The 17,013-nt window shown below is 45.1% G+C and carries 13 protein-coding genes; 4 read left to right on the forward strand and 9 right to left on the reverse strand.

The window, feature by feature from the left end; translation table 11 throughout:
- Positions 1–44 precede the first annotated feature (44 nt).
- Together JM642_RS13655 and JM642_RS13660 are read left to right on the forward strand one after the other, a co-directional pair.
- Entirely contained in the window at positions 45–203 is a 159-nt protein-coding gene (locus JM642_RS13655) for a hypothetical protein (RefSeq protein WP_011626757.1), read from the forward strand.
- A 237-nt stretch (positions 204–440) separates the two neighbouring features.
- On the forward strand, positions 441–3,566 hold the full coding sequence (locus tag JM642_RS13660; protein WP_203431985.1) for an NAD(P)-binding protein: 3,126 nt from the start codon (positions 441–443) through the stop codon (positions 3,564–3,566).
- Positions 3,567–3,624: 58 nt separating this feature from the next.
- On the opposite strand, the gene JM642_RS13665 is transcribed toward JM642_RS13660, so the two are convergent.
- Positions 3,625–5,292 carry a diguanylate cyclase gene (locus JM642_RS13665; protein ID WP_203431986.1) on the reverse strand — a complete coding sequence of 556 codons (1,668 nt, stop codon included), beginning with the start codon at positions 5,290–5,292 and terminating at the stop codon, positions 3,625–3,627.
- A 197-nt stretch (positions 5,293–5,489) separates the two neighbouring features.
- Here JM642_RS13665 and JM642_RS13670 point away from each other — a divergent pair, with 197 nt between their 5' ends.
- Positions 5,490–6,341 carry a DMT family transporter gene (locus JM642_RS13670; RefSeq protein WP_203431987.1) on the forward strand — a complete coding sequence of 284 codons (852 nt, stop codon included), beginning with the start codon at positions 5,490–5,492 and terminating at the stop codon, positions 6,339–6,341.
- A gap of 59 nt (positions 6,342–6,400) precedes the next feature.
- On the opposite strand, the gene JM642_RS13675 is transcribed toward JM642_RS13670, so the two are convergent.
- The 3 genes from JM642_RS13675 to JM642_RS13685 all read right to left on the reverse strand — a co-directional run bounded on the left by JM642_RS13675 (position 6,401) and on the right by JM642_RS13685 (position 9,011).
- Complete coding sequence (locus JM642_RS13675; RefSeq protein WP_203431988.1) at positions 6,401–6,940, reverse strand: YfaZ family protein; 540 nt, start codon at positions 6,938–6,940, stop codon at positions 6,401–6,403.
- A gap of 162 nt (positions 6,941–7,102) precedes the next feature.
- A complete protein-coding gene (locus JM642_RS13680; protein ID WP_203431989.1) occupies positions 7,103–7,612 on the reverse strand; it encodes a GNAT family N-acetyltransferase in 510 nt (169 codons plus the stop codon).
- Between the two features lie 28 nt (positions 7,613–7,640).
- A complete protein-coding gene (locus JM642_RS13685) occupies positions 7,641–9,011 on the reverse strand; it encodes a magnesium transporter (protein WP_088585845.1) in 1,371 nt (456 codons plus the stop codon).
- A gap of 147 nt (positions 9,012–9,158) precedes the next feature.
- Between JM642_RS13685 and JM642_RS13690 the strand changes: the two genes are divergently transcribed.
- On the forward strand, positions 9,159–9,644 hold the full coding sequence (locus JM642_RS13690) for a glutathione peroxidase (RefSeq protein WP_037425797.1): 486 nt from the start codon (positions 9,159–9,161) through the stop codon (positions 9,642–9,644).
- Between the two features lie 598 nt (positions 9,645–10,242).
- On the opposite strand, the gene JM642_RS13695 is transcribed toward JM642_RS13690, so the two are convergent.
- From JM642_RS13695 to JM642_RS13715, 5 genes are all read right to left on the reverse strand, one after another.
- The gene (locus JM642_RS13695; RefSeq protein ID WP_203433820.1) at positions 10,243–12,060 is read right to left on the reverse strand and encodes a M1 family metallopeptidase; all 1,818 of its coding nucleotides are present in this window, start codon (positions 12,058–12,060) and stop codon (positions 10,243–10,245) included.
- A 510-nt stretch (positions 12,061–12,570) separates the two neighbouring features.
- Positions 12,571–13,542 (reverse strand): phosphate ABC transporter substrate-binding protein PstS family protein, encoded by a 972-nt coding sequence (locus tag JM642_RS13700; protein ID WP_011623458.1) that lies wholly within the window; start codon positions 13,540–13,542, stop codon positions 12,571–12,573.
- Between the two features lie 215 nt (positions 13,543–13,757).
- A complete protein-coding gene (phoR, locus tag JM642_RS13705) occupies positions 13,758–15,056 on the reverse strand; it encodes a phosphate regulon sensor histidine kinase PhoR (protein ID WP_047538675.1) in 1,299 nt (432 codons plus the stop codon).
- Between the two features lie 80 nt (positions 15,057–15,136).
- Positions 15,137–15,826: a phosphate regulon transcriptional regulator PhoB gene (gene phoB, locus JM642_RS13710; protein WP_011071727.1), complete on the reverse strand. Its 690-nt coding sequence runs from the start codon at positions 15,824–15,826 to the stop codon at positions 15,137–15,139.
- 185 nt (positions 15,827–16,011) lie between these two features.
- Positions 16,012–16,980 carry a porin gene (locus tag JM642_RS13715; RefSeq protein ID WP_203431990.1) on the reverse strand — a complete coding sequence of 323 codons (969 nt, stop codon included), beginning with the start codon at positions 16,978–16,980 and terminating at the stop codon, positions 16,012–16,014.
- Positions 16,981–17,013: the final 33 nt, after the last annotated feature.

The following is a 17,013-nucleotide window of genomic DNA, read 5'->3' on the forward strand; positions in this document are numbered from 1 at the left end:
GATCGGGTGCTGAGAATGGCACAGGTATTTTTGGAATTTTGACCATGTCACACTCCTATGAATTTGACGACGATGATGCGCCATGGGGCGATAACGTCAAAGGTAAGCAAAAAAACAAACGCGTAAAACAACGTCGCAGGGATACTAAGCGCCGTTATTCAGATGATGCAGAGGTGGATTTCTATCAGCATAAATCGAAGTAACTGAACTACGACCCGTTTGCCTGAGCAAATTCGAGCTTTATAAGCAGTCAAATCCGAGCAAGTTGGATAACCTCCAACTTGCTAATTAAACTAAGTTATCCTCTATCCCTTCTGTTTTAATTCAATTGTAAAATCAATAGGCTAATAAGCTGATTTGCCCTATGCTCTTTAGGGTTTACTCATGCCTTAGTCGGCAAAACTACCTTACACATCTTTACGGGTTTAAAGGATGATCCCATGGAAAAACAACGCCCCGATTTTATCTATCCCCCAGGCAGTATGTTAATGCACTCCCCCTTAGTGTTGAATAAAGCCGATATGTACGGTTTTTTTCTCAAGGGAAAACTCGCCAACTTACAGCGTTCTATCGATAAAACCCTTAATCAAGTGGCAGGAAGCGTCATGTACTTTAAAGTGCTGTCGCCCTTTGTACTGACAACCTTTACACAAATCGAGAAAGCCTATTCAGAAGAGCCGACCGATAGGGCCAAGGGTTGGATCCAAGAAACCGACATCATCACTTGGGTCATGGTCGGTCGCCAAGACAATAGCAACAGCGCATCCATCAGCCATGTGTATTTTCAGCCGCTGCACATTTGGGTGAATGATGCGATGGCCCTGATCAATGGCCGCGAGTTGTTCGGTTATCCCAAGTATTTGTGTGAATACACTATGCCCGCGGTCGGTGAGCCATTAACTCGCCTCTCCTTGGCAACAAAGAGCTTCTTACACTTTAGTCCTGACACTGAACTTGCCATGCACCCGCTGATTGAGGTGAATTGCAATGCTAAGCCCGAGGCGCAGCTCACCACGCTAGAAGCCATAGCTCAAACCTGGCAACTCTTTAAAGAACAAACGGATTTTATTCCAGAGCTGGATAAGCTAGGTGAGGAGCAACTATTTCATTTGCTGTTCAAACCAGCCATTGACCAAGTGTTTTTAAAGCAGTTTCCGGATGCTTCAGGGCAAAAAGCGGTTTATCAGGCGATTACTGCATCGCCCGCACAGGTCAACAAAGTGCACAGTGTCGCCCTGTTGGAAAATGACTTTGTCGCCACTATTTTTGATAACGCTAGCTTCCCACTCAAAGAGACCCTAGGCGTCGAGGTCGGCGAGCAGCATGTATTACTGCCCTACCATGTGAACTTTGATTTTGAAGTACCGCCGGGCGAAGTGCTGGTCGATAACTCTGAAATCAAAAAACAAAAAATTGCCATTCTCGGCGGAGGTGTCGCCGCCATGACCGCCGCCTGTTATCTCACCGACAGACCCGGCTGGCAGAACCAATATGAGATTGATGTCTATCAATTAGGCTGGCGAATCGGCGGCAAGGGCGCAAGTGGCCGCAATGCCGCGATGGGGCAACGGATTGAAGAGCATGGCCTGCATATCTGGTTTGGTTTTTATCAAAATGCCTGCGCCTTGATGCGTAAAGCCTATGAAGAATTAAACCGCCCGCCCGAAGCACCGCTGGCCACCTTCTTCGATGCCTTTAAACCCCATAACTTTATTGTGCTACAGGAGGAAATTAATGGTCGCTCCGTTAGCTGGCCAATCACCTTTCCAACACTCCCAGGGATCCCTGGAGATGGTACCGAAACTTTAACCTTCTGGAAGGTAGTTAAGGCCGCCTTTGCTTGGATAAAAGAATGGCTAAAGGACATGGACTCCCTGCTGGAGGCCGATGAAAAAGCCATGGCGACACCGAAAAACTGGCTCGATATCAGCTGGTTTGAACAGCTTAAGGATAAGTTAGAGGATTCGGTTGAAGATGCGATGGAATCCCTCGACGCCCTGGGTGACAAGCTCGAATGCCATTTTAATCAAATGATTGGCCGTGAATGCGATGAGCATGTCCACAGCGAGAGTGATGATGGTTTGGTCGAGTCCGCCGTCGATGCCCTGCACCAAAGGCTAGTTAAACGCTTTAGCGACCATTTAGACACTAACGACGAGTTGCGCCATCTGTATATTGCCGTCGACTTAGGCTTAACCATCTTAAAAGGGATGTTTGCCGATGATGTGTTTGAAAAGGGTTTCGATGCCATCAACGACTACGATTACCGCGAATGGTTAATCAAACACGGTGCGAGTCAAAAATACACGGTCGACAGCGCGCCAGTACGCGGTTTTTATGATCTGGTATTTGCCTACGAAAAAGGCAACTTTGACAAACCGAATGTCGAAGCGGGCACCATTATTCGCTCCATGCTGCGTATCGCCCTGTGTTATCAAGGCGGGATTATGTGGAAAATGCAAGCCGGCATGGGAGATGTGGTCTTTACCCCCTACTATGAAGTGCTGAAACGGCGCGGGGTTAATTTCCACTTTTTCAATCGAGTCGATAATTTAGAATGTCGCAATAACAGCATTCAAGCGATTGAAATCACTGAGCAAGTCACTTTGGCACCATCGGTTAAAGACTACAATCCACTCGTTGATGTGAAAGGCTTAGCCTGCTGGCCCAGTACCCCAAATTACGATCAGCTCGAGCCTGAGCAAGCCGCATTGCTAAAAGCCCATGATATTAATCTTGAACACTTCTGGAGCGATTGGGACAACCTGTACGAGGCGCAATTTGGCCAAGCACTACCGAAAAAACGTCTACAAAAAGGCGTGGACTTCGACAAAGTGATTTTTGGTCTGTCTCTTGGTTCGGTCCCCCATGTCGCTAGCGAAGTCATGGCGCAGAGTCCGGCGCTCAAAACCTGTGTCGATAAAGTGCAGACCGTCGCGACCCAAGCCTATCAACTTTGGATGAATCAAGATCTTAATGGTATTGGTTGGCCCAATTATTCTGAGAATGGCGAGCAGCCTGTCTTATCAGGCTTTACCGAGCCCTTCGATACATGGGCATCAATGGATCAATTGCTCGATAAAGAAGACTGGCGCGGCCTTGAGCCCAAAAATGCCAGTTATTTCTGCTCGGCGTTGCCCGTAGATGCCTATCCACCACGTACGGATATCGGTTTCCAACAGCGCAAAACCGCCGAAGCCAAGGCTGGCGCCATCAATCAGCTCAATATGGAAATTCATAAGCTGTGGCAACATGTTGGCGATAGTTTCCCCTGGGAATGGTTACATGATGAACAAAACCGCCAAGGCGAAGCGCGATTCGATAGCCAATATTGGCGCGCCAATGTGGATCCTTCGGAACGTTATGTGTTGTCGGTTAAAGGCAGCTCACAATATCGGATCACTACCGATGGCACAGGTATCGACAATCTGTATATGACGGGTGACTGGATTAAAACCGGCCTCAATGCCGGTTGTGTCGAGGCCGCTACCATGGCGGGCATGCATACCGCTAAAGCCATCTGCGGTTATCCGGCCATTATCAAAGGCGAAAAAGACTTCGCCTAAATGCCAAAGGGCTGCATTGTGCAGCCCTTTCTATTTGTTTTATAAGTTGTTCTCAAGCTTAAAAGGAAGCGATCTCACCCACGCGGCTATCGGCATATTCCTGACGCCGTTTTTCCATCCTCGACTGATACAAACTACTATCTGCACAGCGCAGCCACTCATGGGGTTCGGCTACGTCGGTATTCATCGCGATGCCAAAACTAAAATGACAATCCTTTAAGCCTTCAGCGACGACTTGCGCAGTTAATTCTCGCAAACTATTCACTAAATTTGTCACGCTACTCGCAGGCAGAATAACGACAAACTCATCGCCACTAATACGGTAGATTTTGAGTTGAGCAATATTGGTCGCTTGCAAAAACTGCACAAGTCTTTGTAGCAAACGATCACCTTCTTGATGTCCCAAGGTATCGTTCACCATCTTAAGATTGTCGACATTCAGCAGCACCAACGCCATAGGGTTAACCACCTTATTGGAAAAGGCCAATTGAGAATTCATAAACTCATCAAAGGCATAACGGTTACCGACTCGCGTTAAGCCATCAAGCCTTGCTTTTTCCCAAGCGATCCCTAACTCTTCGATATGCGCCTTACGTTCTTCAGAAAGGAGTTTAAGTTTATTAGCCAAGGCAAGAGATAACAGTAAGGCATCTACAGTGCCGCCGAGCAAAGTAGCAAATTCAGCATGCTCAATAAAATCAGGAGTAATCCCCATATTGCCCGGTAAAATAATCACCGCAGGCAACAGCAAACAACTAAAGGCCATGATGAAATAGCGCGCTGGGGCAAAGCCTTTCATCAAACACACATTGCCACAGGTGATCGCCAACGCAATCCACAGCATGATTAAGACTGAGGCAATAATCGCGGTATAGGGCAATAACCAAATACTAGTTGGCAAGGCTAAAATACACGCAACCAATAAGTACTGGCTCAGTCGCCACAATCGGGGCGAATAGCTAGGCAACTGTAAAAAGTGCTTGTAGAACATAATATTAAATATCGGCAAACTGATAAAAAACAGATGATGTAGTTCTAATTGATGATAGTTAAACAAGTGAGCGGGTAAATGGAATGTTAATGCCCAACCTCCAAAATAGGCCAATACATAAAGGCCATAATATAAGAAGGCTTTATCAAAAATAGAGATATAAATCAGTATATTATATAAAGCGATAAACAGTAATCCCCCTAAACAAATCAGTATCGCCATGGCCACACGGTCGTTGGTTAACTGATGCACCTCTTCTGACGTTAAAGCCAGCTCCGGGGCGGAGGAATAATAGCGGCTACTCAGTCGAGTCACCAACCAATAATCAGTCCCAATATTCAGTTGAACCTTGCGACCGTAATCGAATAAAAATTCATAGGGTGCATAGTAACCACTGTGGGCCGTTTGCACTGAGCCATCACTACCAAGTAACCAATAATCGACCGATTCAACAATAGAATTACTGGCATCGACTACCCAACGAGTTTGACGGCTATTAACCATCACTGGAGACACCATCCAATAGTCGCCACCAGCCAGACTCACAGAGCTAGCTTCTTTGAGTAGGCTCATCCATTGAGTTACCTCATTAAAATCGGCAGGCGGGAGCTGGTTATCTTCTGCATGGAATAAATAAGGGGAGTCCAACGCAATTTCAGCGCTAAGGGCAAATGGACTAAATGTCCAAAACAGCAACAAAAAGCACCAGAAATTATGCACGTTAGTTTTGCTCATTGGTATCTTGGTTTATATACCCGCGTTTAGTTCCACGCAGAAAATCAATTTAGAGTGTTAACTTTATGACTACATTTTATTTTTTACAATTGATTAGACTAAATTAGTCGGCAATTGGATGCCTTATGATGATATTTTAGTCGTTAACTTATAGAACCACACTTTAGCCTCAATATCAGTCGTTAACATGGATACCTATGGCACCTTTATTGATGATTTTAGCGGCACAATTGTTGATAGCCAGCGGTAACCTATTGGTTAAGTTGCTTGAAACTAATACGCCAGTGTTTCAACTTGTACTTTACCGGCAATTATTTGCCACACTTTTGGTACTGCCCTTTGTCTGGCGTTTACAGGGCAATCTCAAGTTAAGTCCCTTTTACAAAGTGCACTTAAGCCGAGCGCTATTAATTGGTTTAGGCAATGCTATCTTTATGCTAGCTGTATTGCATCTGCCACTCGCAACAGTCACCGCAGTCATTTATACCTCGCCATTATTACTGCTGTTATTGTCTGCGTTCTTTTTACATGAGCGTATAGGCTATCGCCGAACAGTAGCAGGCATCATTGGTTTTACGGGCATATTACTGATAAGCCAACCAACCGAATTTAATCTCTACATTGGCTTAGCCTTTTTTGGGGCCATGACTTCGGCAACAAACAGCTTGATTTTGAAGGCATACTCAACCCACGAGCATCCCTTTTCAACACTCTTTTGGTCTAATGCCTTTGCGATGGTTTTTCTGATACCGGCAACTTGGTACGAGGGCGCAGATTTTAATCTCCCCGTCGCTCAAGTCGGCTTAACCTTAGGCGTGTTTTATATCGGCATGACCTACCTGATTATCCATGCCTATCGACGAGCAGATGCGAGCCAAATGGCACCAGTGGAATACACAGGCCTTATTTTTGCCGCGTTGTTTGGTTGGTGGTTTTTAGATGAACACTTAAGCATTGTGGTCTGTACTGGCATTGGGCTGGTGATTTTTTCCTCCATCCTGCCAAGCTACAGTGAACTGAAAGCCAAATGGAAAAGCCGGCGAAGTTAACCTTGGCCGGCTTTGAAATCGAAGTGGCCGCAGTGTAGGCCACTCAATAAAGGCGAGATTTAGAAGCGGAATTTACCGCCGATATAAACGCCATCTTCGAAGGTGAAATCACGGGCATTATCGTATTCAAAGGCAATCTTACGGTAACCCACATAAAGCGCCATATTGGGGTTGATATTGTATTGCACCTTAGAATCCAACTCGTATTGACCATCGACATTACCGAAAGACAATACCGATGGCGCATAGTAAGCGGCGGCATGCACAGAGATATTTGGCCCTAACGCTAAGGCATAACGACCGCCCACTGATACAGTACTGCCATTTGGCGCATCGTCTGCCCATAATTGGCTTAACTTAGCGCCCACTTCAAAATGATGCACTCCCGCATCGTGGGTCATGTGCATTGCACCTTGAGCAATATGACCGCTATCGTCTGAATAAATATATCCTAATACTGCATTAGTATCTTTATTCACTTGCAGCTCTAACTCAGTAGAAACCACATCGTTGTTTAAGCCAAGATTAAATTCTGACGCATTCACTTGCAGCGCGGCTGCACTCAATAATAAGACACTTGCTACTCTGAATTTAGCCATAAAAACACCTCAATAATGACTGTGGGTAATAGCGCGGATCATACCGAATAAAAAAAGAAAATCTGCATATTTAGAATTTTGGTGCCGATATTTTTGAATTTAAAACCAAATAAAAACCTGCAATAAACATCAGTAAAACCTAAATAAAACAATTTTTACACATTAAGGTACTGGTATACGATTTCCCACTAAGGTTTGCATCGTTCCTTCAATATCAATCTCATCACATAAGGTTAAGTAATACCAACCCACGGTATTCCCCGTTCCTCTAATGCTTAAATAGTTACGCCAAAAGTGAAATCCGGCCTTGAGTAAATTCACTCTGCTGGCGTTGTTTTCATCTCGAATAGTGGCATATAACAGGGCGATTCCCTGTGCTTTAGCCACTTCAATCCGCATAAGGGTAAGCCCTTGGGCGATGCCTCGGCGGCGATATAAAGGCGAGACCACCAGATAACCGAGTTCCCCTACTGGGCCAGAACCGGCCTTAATCGCTGCGCAGCCGACTATCTCGCCTTCGAGAGTCTTCGCCAATATCACGGCGCGGGACAGAGCAAAAGCCTGATGGTCGAGGGGATGCGCGTTGTCATCACGCAGGTCAATTAATGCCGCCGCAGCCGCTAATTCGGCCGCGTTTTGACAAAGAACAAATTGAATATCGTTTTGATTCATACAAATGAGTTAAACAACCTAAATCCACTTAAAGATAAAGTATCGTCGCCATACCGAGGAAAGTGAAAAAGCCCACCACATCGGTCACAGTGGTTAAAATCACCGAGCCAGAGAGCGCCGCATCTTGGTTAAATCGCTGCAAGACCATAGGCACGATCACCCCAGCTAAAGCCGCGACCGCCATATTGATTAAAATCGCACAACCTATCACTATGCCTATGGTGCTGTCGGCAAACCACCAGCCCGCCACCAATCCAATAACAATCGCCCACAGAGTGCCATTGACTAAACCAATCCCTAACTCATTCTTCATTAACGAGAATAAGTTACCCGCAGAGATCTGCCCCATCGCCATACCGCGGATCATCAAGGTGAGCGACTGACTCCCCGCAATCCCGCCCATGGACGCCACTATCGGCATAAGTACCGCAAGTGCAACCACTTGAGATAAGACGTTTTCAAACAATCCAATGGTTGCCGAGGCCAAAAATGCGGTGAGTAAGTTAATCCCTAACCACACGGCGCGGCGCTGCGCACCTTTGATGATCGGGGCGAATAAGTCGTCGGACTCATCCATACCCGCGGTCGCCATTAATTGCGCTTCGTAATGTTCACGCACTAAGGCAGTCGCAGCCCTCAGGGTGACACGGCCAATCAGCTCCCCGGCCTCATCGATCACAGGTAACTCAATTTCGCGGCTATGTTCTATCGCCTCGGCGGCATCGAGTAGCGTCGTATCCGCAGTTAATGCACGACTGTCTTCCGATAACAGTGAAATCAGCGGCTCAGAGGGATCATGCTTGAAAATATCATAACGTCTGACCGTACCTAGGTATTTATCCGCCTCATCGACGATAAATAAGTTGTCGTTACAGTCGAGTTCAATTCGCCTGAAAAACCGCTGCGCCTGAGCCACAGTCGCCTTATCGCTGAGCACTAACATTTGATGATCGGTATAACGACCAATTTCGTTTTCCGAATATTGGTCATATAACTCGAAACGCTGCCGCTGACGTTCACCCATCTGCGCCAAGGCGCGGTCGGTAAAACTTTCGGGGAGATAATCACTCCACTCAATCAAATCCTCAGGACTGAGCTGCGCGAATAGCAGATCCACCTCATTGTCGGGCATCTGCTTTAGGATACCCATACGCGGATCGGCGCGCATTAAACTCAGCACTGTCACACGGTCGCTAAACTCAACCTGTTGCCAACGCTCGTAACGCTCGTCTAAGGGTAAAGACTCCAGTGCTAATGCAATAGTACCAGGCTCTGCTTCATTTAAGATTTCACTGAACACTTCAGCCTGTTCTTCACCTTCAACTTCAGTGAGTTGCTGAACAACCTGCCCGACATCGGCCTGTGTGTTTGTTTCGTATTCGGCTTCATGTTCAGTCACATAAACGCCCTTCTGCTGAGATAAAAATTAGCGTAACTATATTGATATTGAAGAAGATTGGCAAACACACAAAATAAATTGCGCACAAATTGATTGATAACAACTTAACTATTATTTATGCTAATCATCACACCTAAGGAGGTAATGATGACATCGACTATCTATAGCCACAGCGCAAACGACATTCAAGGCAATCCAACGGCACTGGCACAATATCAAGGCAAGGTAATTTTAATTGTAAATACAGCCAGTGAGTGCGGTTTTACACCACAGTACAAAGGCTTAGAGGCGCTTTATCAAAAATATAAAGCACAAGGATTTGTGGTTTTAGGCTTCCCATGCAATCAGTTTGGTGCCCAAGAAAAAGCCGATGAGAAAGGCATCCAAAGCTTTTGTGAACTCAACTTTGGCGTGAGTTTTCCCCTATTTTCAAAAATCGAGGTAAACGGTGAGCATACTCACCCTTTATATCAGTATCTTAAAAAAGCAGCGCCGGGCCTATTGGGCACAGAACGGATTAAGTGGAATTTCACTAAATTCTTAGTTAATCGTCAGGGAGAAGTGGTCGCTCGCTTTGCGCCAACCACAAAACCAGAAGACATTAGCGACAAAATAGAAACGCTTTTAAAGTAATCAGCGAGCTATCCCGTTGAAACTTTAATATTAAATAAAAAAGTTAAGTTATTTTTTATTTTCGATGGAACTTTAACCCTATAAGCCCCTCAAACATATTGAACAGCGAATGTCTTTTTCATGTTCATCATTCTCCCAGGGGCTTCTAGCGCGGCCCCCTTGACCTAGGAAGAGGTCACTAGGCAACCAATTGGTTGCCTTTTTTTATGTCTATGTTTTATTTGTAAAATAAATGTAGTCAGCCACTGACTTCTATATTTAGCATGTCGGCATGGTCGAAAATAATTTCAAAAATTTTTAGCCGCAAACTGAACTTTATGAAAAGGCCTTAGTCTGACTATATGTAAGGATTAACAAATCCGCTTTAATGCACAATTGATTGCTAAATGAAAAGTTTAGCAAAGGATTAAATGGATAAAACATGCCGTTTAATTCAATGGAACAGTTTCAAGTTATTGCATAGAGTCGAATTGGTTGGTCGTTCATCATCATCTCCCTTTTGGGAAGCAATCGAATACACGCTAGCGCACTGAATTCCTTTGTCTCCTAGCTTGATTTTCTTATGGCAACCTTTGGTTGCCATTTTTTTTATCTGTTTTTACGAGTTAAACATCCTATCTAACTGCACTTGAATGGATGGGTGATAACCTGCGCGTGCGCTTGCATAAATCTTTTGTAACTCAGCATGATAACCTGCAATCTTTAACTCAGCGTAAAGCGGACGGACAAACTTGCCGCGGCCAATACGCTGTAAATAAGCGCTTAAAGCGGGCAGCACGGGATCGTAATGATTGCGGATAGCGACCCTAAACCAATCGCAGGCAATTTCGGCATTGCTCGACTCGGTTAACTTAAAGGTATCGTCCAAATCCATTAATTGCACCTGAGACAAGACTTCAGGCAATTGGGTCAAAAAGTATTGCCAGTGATGGACACGCCAGCCTTGCACCTTAAGCTCACTAGCCGCTTTGCCCTTTAGAAAGTCCTCCAAGGCGCTATCGACCTTATCTAAACTTCGCGATGTGGGCCCCACATAACCTTGAGGTAGCCCTTCGCCATAAATCCATTCCAGCAATTCGGCTTCGCTTATCTTATCGGAATAGGCTTCAACTAAAGCGACTTTGGCGTATTTGACAAACTCTTCAGTGGTAATTGCCTTAAAAGCAAAGTGCTGCACATAGGCAAACAGAAACTTATCGAATTCGGTGCGGCCAAGTCGATGCTCTAATTCATGGACGAACATCGACGCCTTATCATAAGTAAAACGGTTAAAGGCCAGATTAGGATCGGCCTGTTGTACATTGGCGGGTAGTGTTTGCCTATGGCACGGTAAAACGGCCATTTCTTCTTTTAGTCGACCAAATTCAATAACCCATTCTAGCTCAGCCTGCTCCTTGCCATAGACTTCCTCGACAATTCGATTGGTGAAATAGGTCGTAAAGCCTTCATTTAACCAGAGATCACGCCATGTGGCGTTACTAACCAAATTGCCCGTCCACGAGTGTGCCAACTCATGGGCAACCGTTGACACAAGACTCTTATCTCCCGCAATCAAGGTTGGAGTTAAAAAAGCTAAACGGGGATTTTCCATGCCACCAAACGGAAAGCTCGGCGGCAAGATGATCATGTCATAACGCCCCCAGGCATAGGGGCCTAATAGCGATTGCGCCACATCTAGCATATGTTCGGTATCGGCAAACTCAGTTGCTGCGGCGGCCAACATGCAAGGTTCTGTATACACGCCGCTGCGCGGGCCTATAGCTTGAAATGCCAAATCGCCTACCGCTAATGCCAGCAAATGGGTTGGGATTGGTTTCTCCATCTCAAACGTAAATATCCCTTCAAGCGGTGTATCTGGATGGTTCATCGCACTCATCACTGCACGCATTCCCTTGGGCACTTGGACTTTCGCATCGAAGGTTATCCGCGCCTTTGGCGTATCCTGCAAGGGGATCCAACTGCGGGCATTAATGGGCTGAGATTGACTAAAGAGATAAGGTAACTGTTTGCCGGCCGTTTGCTCAGGCATGAGCCACTGCAACCCTTCAGCTTCTGGCGAGGTGCGATAGTGAATACAGACTTGCTCACACTTTTCAGCGGGTAGCTGGATCACCAATTTCTGCCCGAGGATTTCATTTGGCACTTCAAGCACAAACTCAAGGAGCTCTTGAGTATCAGTCGTGACCGATAAAATATGTAAATCACGGCTATCGAGCCATAACTCGCTAGTCTGTGGTTCAAAGTAGCGAAGTGACAGAACCGCTTCCCCGAGCAAAGTGCGAGTCGCAAAGTCGATTTTCAACGCGAGGGATAAGTGCGTGACCTGCACTTGGTCGCTATTGGCAAAGGAATGGTAATCCCGAGTTAAATCCCATGCTGCGGGAGCGATTGGCATTTGCTGGCTTTCTGATGACATCACTTAGCTAACCTGTGAACGGTAAATTATCTAATCATATTATCGGACGCAGATTTACCGACGCGCAATCGAATAAACTGTCCTCGCATTGGCATTTTGTAACAATGCTTGAATCCAAGTTTTGCCATAATCGACTTTAGTTAACTCATGAAAATAAAATTTACATATTTTTCAATGCATAAAGAAAAATAGTAAAAATTTTTTCAAAAATTTTCTATTTTGGCTGAACTAATTTCGCGCCCTTGAGTCAGATATTATGAACCGAATCTTTGCAATGAGTTTCTTCGTTCATCATCATTCTCCTTTCGATGGTTTCTAGCGCGACCGTCCCCAGATTCCGAATTGGAATTTACAGCAACCTAATTAGGTTGCTTTTTTTATGCCCATTTTTCAGTCGTAAGCGCCAGTTAGCAATCACCTAGCATGATAACCCCATACTGACGTTGGTGGTTTAAGTCCCCAAAACAAAAAGGGCCTCCGAAGAGACCCTTAAGGTTTAGCGATTTAGCATTAGAGGCGGATGCCTAACTGTTCTAAATCTTTAGCAACGACGCTCTTAGGCAGAGTCACATAACCGTCTTTTTCTACCACTTGCTGACCTTGTTTAGACAGCACGTAACGGATGAATTCTTTTTCCATTGGTGCTAAGTCTTTGTTTGGTTGCTTGTTCACGTATACATATAAGTAACGTGATAATGGGTAAGTACCGTTAGCGGCGTTTTCTGCAGTCGCTTCGATAAACTCGTTACCTTTCTTCGCGATGGCAACGGCTTTCACGCCAGCAGTTTTGTAACCGATACCTGAGTAACCGATAGCGTTCAGTGATTGAGACACTGACTGAACTACAGAAGCAGAACCTGGTTGTTCGTTTACGTTGGCCTTGAAGTCACCTTTACACAGAGCGTGCTCTTTAAAGTAACCGTAAGTACCAGATACTGAGTTACGGCCATATAACTGTACGTCTTTAGCTGACCAGTTACCGTCAAGGCCTAAATCGCCCCAACGTTGGATGTCGCTGCTACCACATTTGTGAGTAGAAGAGAAAATACCGTCAACTTGTTCAACAGTTAAGCCTTTAATTGGGTTATCTTTGTGTACGAACACCGCTAAAGCGTCAATCGCAACACGAACTGCAGTTGGCTTGTAACCGTAGTGTTTTTCGAAGGCTTCTTCTTCATTAGGCTTCATCTTGCGGCTCATTGGGCCGAATTGTGAAGTACCTTCAGTTAATGCTGGTGGCGCAGTAGAAGAACCAGCTGCTTGAATTTGGATATTTACGTTAGGGTACATCTGTTTAAATTCTTCAGCCCACAGTGTCATCATATTGGCTAAAGTATCTGAACCTACAGAGGAAAGGTTGCCCGATACCCCGCTTGCTTTCTCGTAAGTTGGCAGAGATTGATCAACAGATGCCATTGCAGTGGCAGAGAATACACCAGCGGCAGTAAGAGTCATCGCGCCGACAAGCTTTTTCAGTTTCATTATGTGCTCCAGTAATAAGCTAACTAATTTGTAACTTAAGTTTCTTCAGACGCAGCCAGTATCAATCGCTACAATGACAATTCTATGTCCAAGATATGACACTTAGATGACAAAACACCTTTTTATAAAAAATCCGCCGATTCAAACCCGATAAAAAACAAAACAGGCCATAATGGCCTGTTTTTAATAAAAAATAACGTTACATTAAATAGCAATTATTTTTTACGTTCAATCAAATGCTGCGGGATCACAAAGCTGAAAGTGCTACCCTTTCCTAATTCACTGCTGATATTAAGCTCACTGTGATGATGACTTAACGCATGTTTCACAATGGCTAAACCAAGGCCGCTGCCCCCCGTTTGCCGTGAGCGCGCGCTGTCAACTCGATAAAAACGCTCGGTTAAGCGATTGATATGCTGCGGTGCAATCCCTTCCCCGGTATCTGTCACACTGAAGAGACCGCCAGTAGCAACGCTACGCCACTGCACCGTAATCTTGCCACCAGGTTCAGTGTAACGAATCGCATTCGAAATCAGGTTAGAGCAAGCACTTCTAAGCTGTAGCTCATTGCCATGGGAATCTAATCCCGGCTCACAATGGAAACTTAACTCATATTTATCCTGCGCTAATGCTTTAGCTTCTTCCTTTAAGACTTCCATTAGCTGCGACATGTTTACCGTGTTCTCAAGATTAATATCCACCGCATCTTCGATACGCGATAACACCAGTAATTGTTCGACCATCGACTGCATTCGCCGAGTCTGCTGCTGCATTAAGGCTAAGGGCTTAGCGTTCATCGAATCGGGTTCCGCCATGCTTTGCATCATCTCTAAATAGCCCTGCAATACAGTGAGCGGGGTTTTGAGTTCGTGTGACACATTGGCGACAAATTCTTTACGCATGCCTTCGAGTTGTCTTATCCGTGTAATATCGCGGGCAATCAACAGTAACTGCCGATCGCCATAGGCCATGATACGAATTTCGAGTAAACGCCGCTCCGATACTGGCGAAGCCAGCTCTAAGGGTTCCTTATATTCAGCCGCTTTGATATAGGCAGAAAAATCGGGATGACGAATTAAATTATCGATTCGTTGACCATTATCCTGTGGCCAAACGAATCCCAACATCAGCTGAGCTAATTTATTACACCATAAGATATTATGCTCTGAGTCGAGCACGACTGCTGCATCGGGTAAGGCTTCAGCGCCTTGACGGAAACGCCCAAGTAGAGCTGCCAATTGACCGACTCGGCGACGATTTTTACCTTGCAGGCGGTAAATACCATTAAATACACCTTCCCAACTGCCAGTGCCTTGGGGAGGCGTTAATTTTCTATCTCGCCATAACCAAAAATTAAGTCGCGCTAACTGACGGTAATGCCAGAACACTAGCCCTAGCAATCCAATGATCAGTATCCAGAGGGGTTTCCCTACCAATAAACCAATGAGCAAACAAAGCAGTAAAAATACGGCTAAGCGCGTAAACAACCGGTACCCTGAATAAGAGTCGAACATAAATAAACCCAAACATCAGGCTAAATAAGAGGAGCACAAGATAGCCGAAAAGCTAACCTGTGCCTATCTCTTATTTGGCACTAACTACGTGTTGAGAAACGATAACCCGCACCACGAACCGTTTGAATGAGACGATCATGGCCCGACTCTTCAACCGCTTTACGTAAACGACGGATATGAACATCTACGGTTCGGTCTTCGACATATACGTTTGTGCCCCACACATTATCAAGCAGCTGTTCGCGGCTATAGACACGTTCTGGGTGTGTCATAAAAAAGTGTAACAATCGAAATTCTGTGGGCCCCATATCGAGTACAGTATCGCCAACACTCACCCTGTGACTCACGGGGTCGAGTAACAATCCTTGTACGTCAATCGTTTCTTCAAGACGGGTCGGCGCGCTACGGCGTAGCACCGCTTTGATACGTGCCACCAACTCCTTGGGTGAGAAAGGTTTAGTGATATAGTCATCGGCGCCCACTTCGAGGCCCTTAACCTTATCTTCCTCTTCTCCACGGGCGGTGAGCATAATAATGGGGATCTGACGGGTAAACTCATCCTGCTTGAGGCGTTTAGCCAATTGAATACCGCTTCCACCAGGAAACATCCAATCCAACAAAATCAGATCGGGGTAAGGCTCCTTTAGCAGCGCAATGGCCGAATCAAAATCTTCTGCCGCAGAGGTGGTAAACCCATGCTGTTCCATTACAAAAGTCAGCATCTCGCGGATGGCTAACTCGTCTTCTACTATCAATATCCTTGCAGTCATAGGTGATTTTCTGTCAGTGAATGTCAACACGGCTATTATTAGTCATTTTTATTACAGATTTATGAATAAGTGTGCCGTACAAGCTATATAGTAGCGATAATTGTCATATTAAGTTTATATAACTGTTTGTTTATCGCAATAAAAAAGGAGGCCGAAGCCTCCTTAATTCAATCTTAATACTGAGATTAGAACTTGTGTTCTAAACCAACACCGATGTATTTATCATCATCTGTATTCGCTTCTAAAGAGCGATTGGTATAGAAAGCAAACACTTTAGTCGGCTTGCCTAAGCTGTAATCCGCACCCACTGACCATGAATCACCTAAGTCTTCCATGTCTTGATATTGTGCTTTTAATGTCACAGCATTGATATCATAAGCAGCACTTAACAGGTAGCCAGTCGCACTGTCTGCAGACACCTCAACTGGTTCGCCCGTTGTTGCATTGAATTTGTACGTTTGTTCCTGCTGCTGATACATACCACCCAACTTGATGCCAGCTAACTTGGCTTGTAAGCTAGCACGCACGATTTCATATCCAGACACATCAGAATCGTACGCAAGGGCTGCATAGACAGCGGTTTTCTTTAACTTAGCGTCACCATACATGGCGGCAGCACTGAAACCATCTTGAGCAAATTGACTTTTAACATCATTACCTTCCGCAACATAAGTGACACCAAACACGAAGTCACCAAAGGAAGGGGTTAAGTAAGTTGCCGTTTGCGCAGCACGAACTTCACCTTTAAATAATTTTGTTAAGTCGCCAGAAAGATCGTTAAATTGGTCAACATCACCTTGAGAAATCTTCAGCAAAGTATCGTTACGACCAACAGAGAACGAACCAAAGTCGCCTTTTAAACCAACAAATTGATTACGCGCAGTAAAGTTGTCGCTTGATGCATTGCCAGTATCTACTTGATACTCAACAGTATAAAAAGCAGTAAGTGAACTTGATAATTCGAAATCACCCTTCACACCAAAACGAGAAGCATTACTTTGAATAGTTGTTGTAGCGTCACCTTTCTCATCGTTTGATTGAGCGGTAACATTCAACTTACCATAAACAGTCAGTGGCTCAGCGGCATAAGCAGAAGCCAGAGTTGCAGAAGCTAGCGCAGAAGCAAGTAGAGTTTTACAAAAAACGTTCATCATTTAATCCTTTCGACGTTATGTTCGTCTTGGTTA

It is taken from the genome of Shewanella sp. LZH-2 (assembly GCF_016859145.1).
GTDB classification, from domain to species: Bacteria; Pseudomonadota; Gammaproteobacteria; order Enterobacterales; family Shewanellaceae; genus Shewanella; species Shewanella xiamenensis.

Excerpts from the sequence above, each read along its gene's own strand:
- JM642_RS13655 (WP_011626757.1), top strand. The coding sequence starts at position 45 with ATGTCACACTCCTATGAATTTGACGACGATGATGCGCCATGGGGCGAT.
- JM642_RS13660 (WP_203431985.1), top strand. The coding sequence starts at position 441 with ATGGAAAAACAACGCCCCGATTTTATCTATCCCCCAGGCAGTATGTTA.
- JM642_RS13665 (WP_203431986.1), bottom strand. The coding sequence starts at position 5,292 with ATGAGCAAAACTAACGTGCATAATTTCTGGTGCTTTTTGTTGCTGTTT.
- JM642_RS13670 (WP_203431987.1), top strand. The coding sequence starts at position 5,490 with ATGGCACCTTTATTGATGATTTTAGCGGCACAATTGTTGATAGCCAGC.
- JM642_RS13675 (WP_203431988.1), bottom strand. The coding sequence starts at position 6,940 with ATGGCTAAATTCAGAGTAGCAAGTGTCTTATTATTGAGTGCAGCCGCG.
- JM642_RS13680 (WP_203431989.1), bottom strand. The coding sequence starts at position 7,612 with ATGAATCAAAACGATATTCAATTTGTTCTTTGTCAAAACGCGGCCGAA.
- JM642_RS13690 (WP_037425797.1), top strand. The coding sequence starts at position 9,159 with ATGACATCGACTATCTATAGCCACAGCGCAAACGACATTCAAGGCAAT.
- JM642_RS13695 (WP_203433820.1), bottom strand. The coding sequence starts at position 12,060 with ATGTCATCAGAAAGCCAGCAAATGCCAATCGCTCCCGCAGCATGGGAT.
- JM642_RS13700 (WP_011623458.1), bottom strand. The coding sequence starts at position 13,542 with ATGAAACTGAAAAAGCTTGTCGGCGCGATGACTCTTACTGCCGCTGGT.
- phoR (WP_047538675.1), bottom strand. The coding sequence starts at position 15,056 with ATGTTCGACTCTTATTCAGGGTACCGGTTGTTTACGCGCTTAGCCGTA.
- phoB (WP_011071727.1), bottom strand. The coding sequence starts at position 15,826 with ATGACTGCAAGGATATTGATAGTAGAAGACGAGTTAGCCATCCGCGAG.
- JM642_RS13715 (WP_203431990.1), bottom strand. The coding sequence starts at position 16,980 with ATGATGAACGTTTTTTGTAAAACTCTACTTGCTTCTGCGCTAGCTTCT.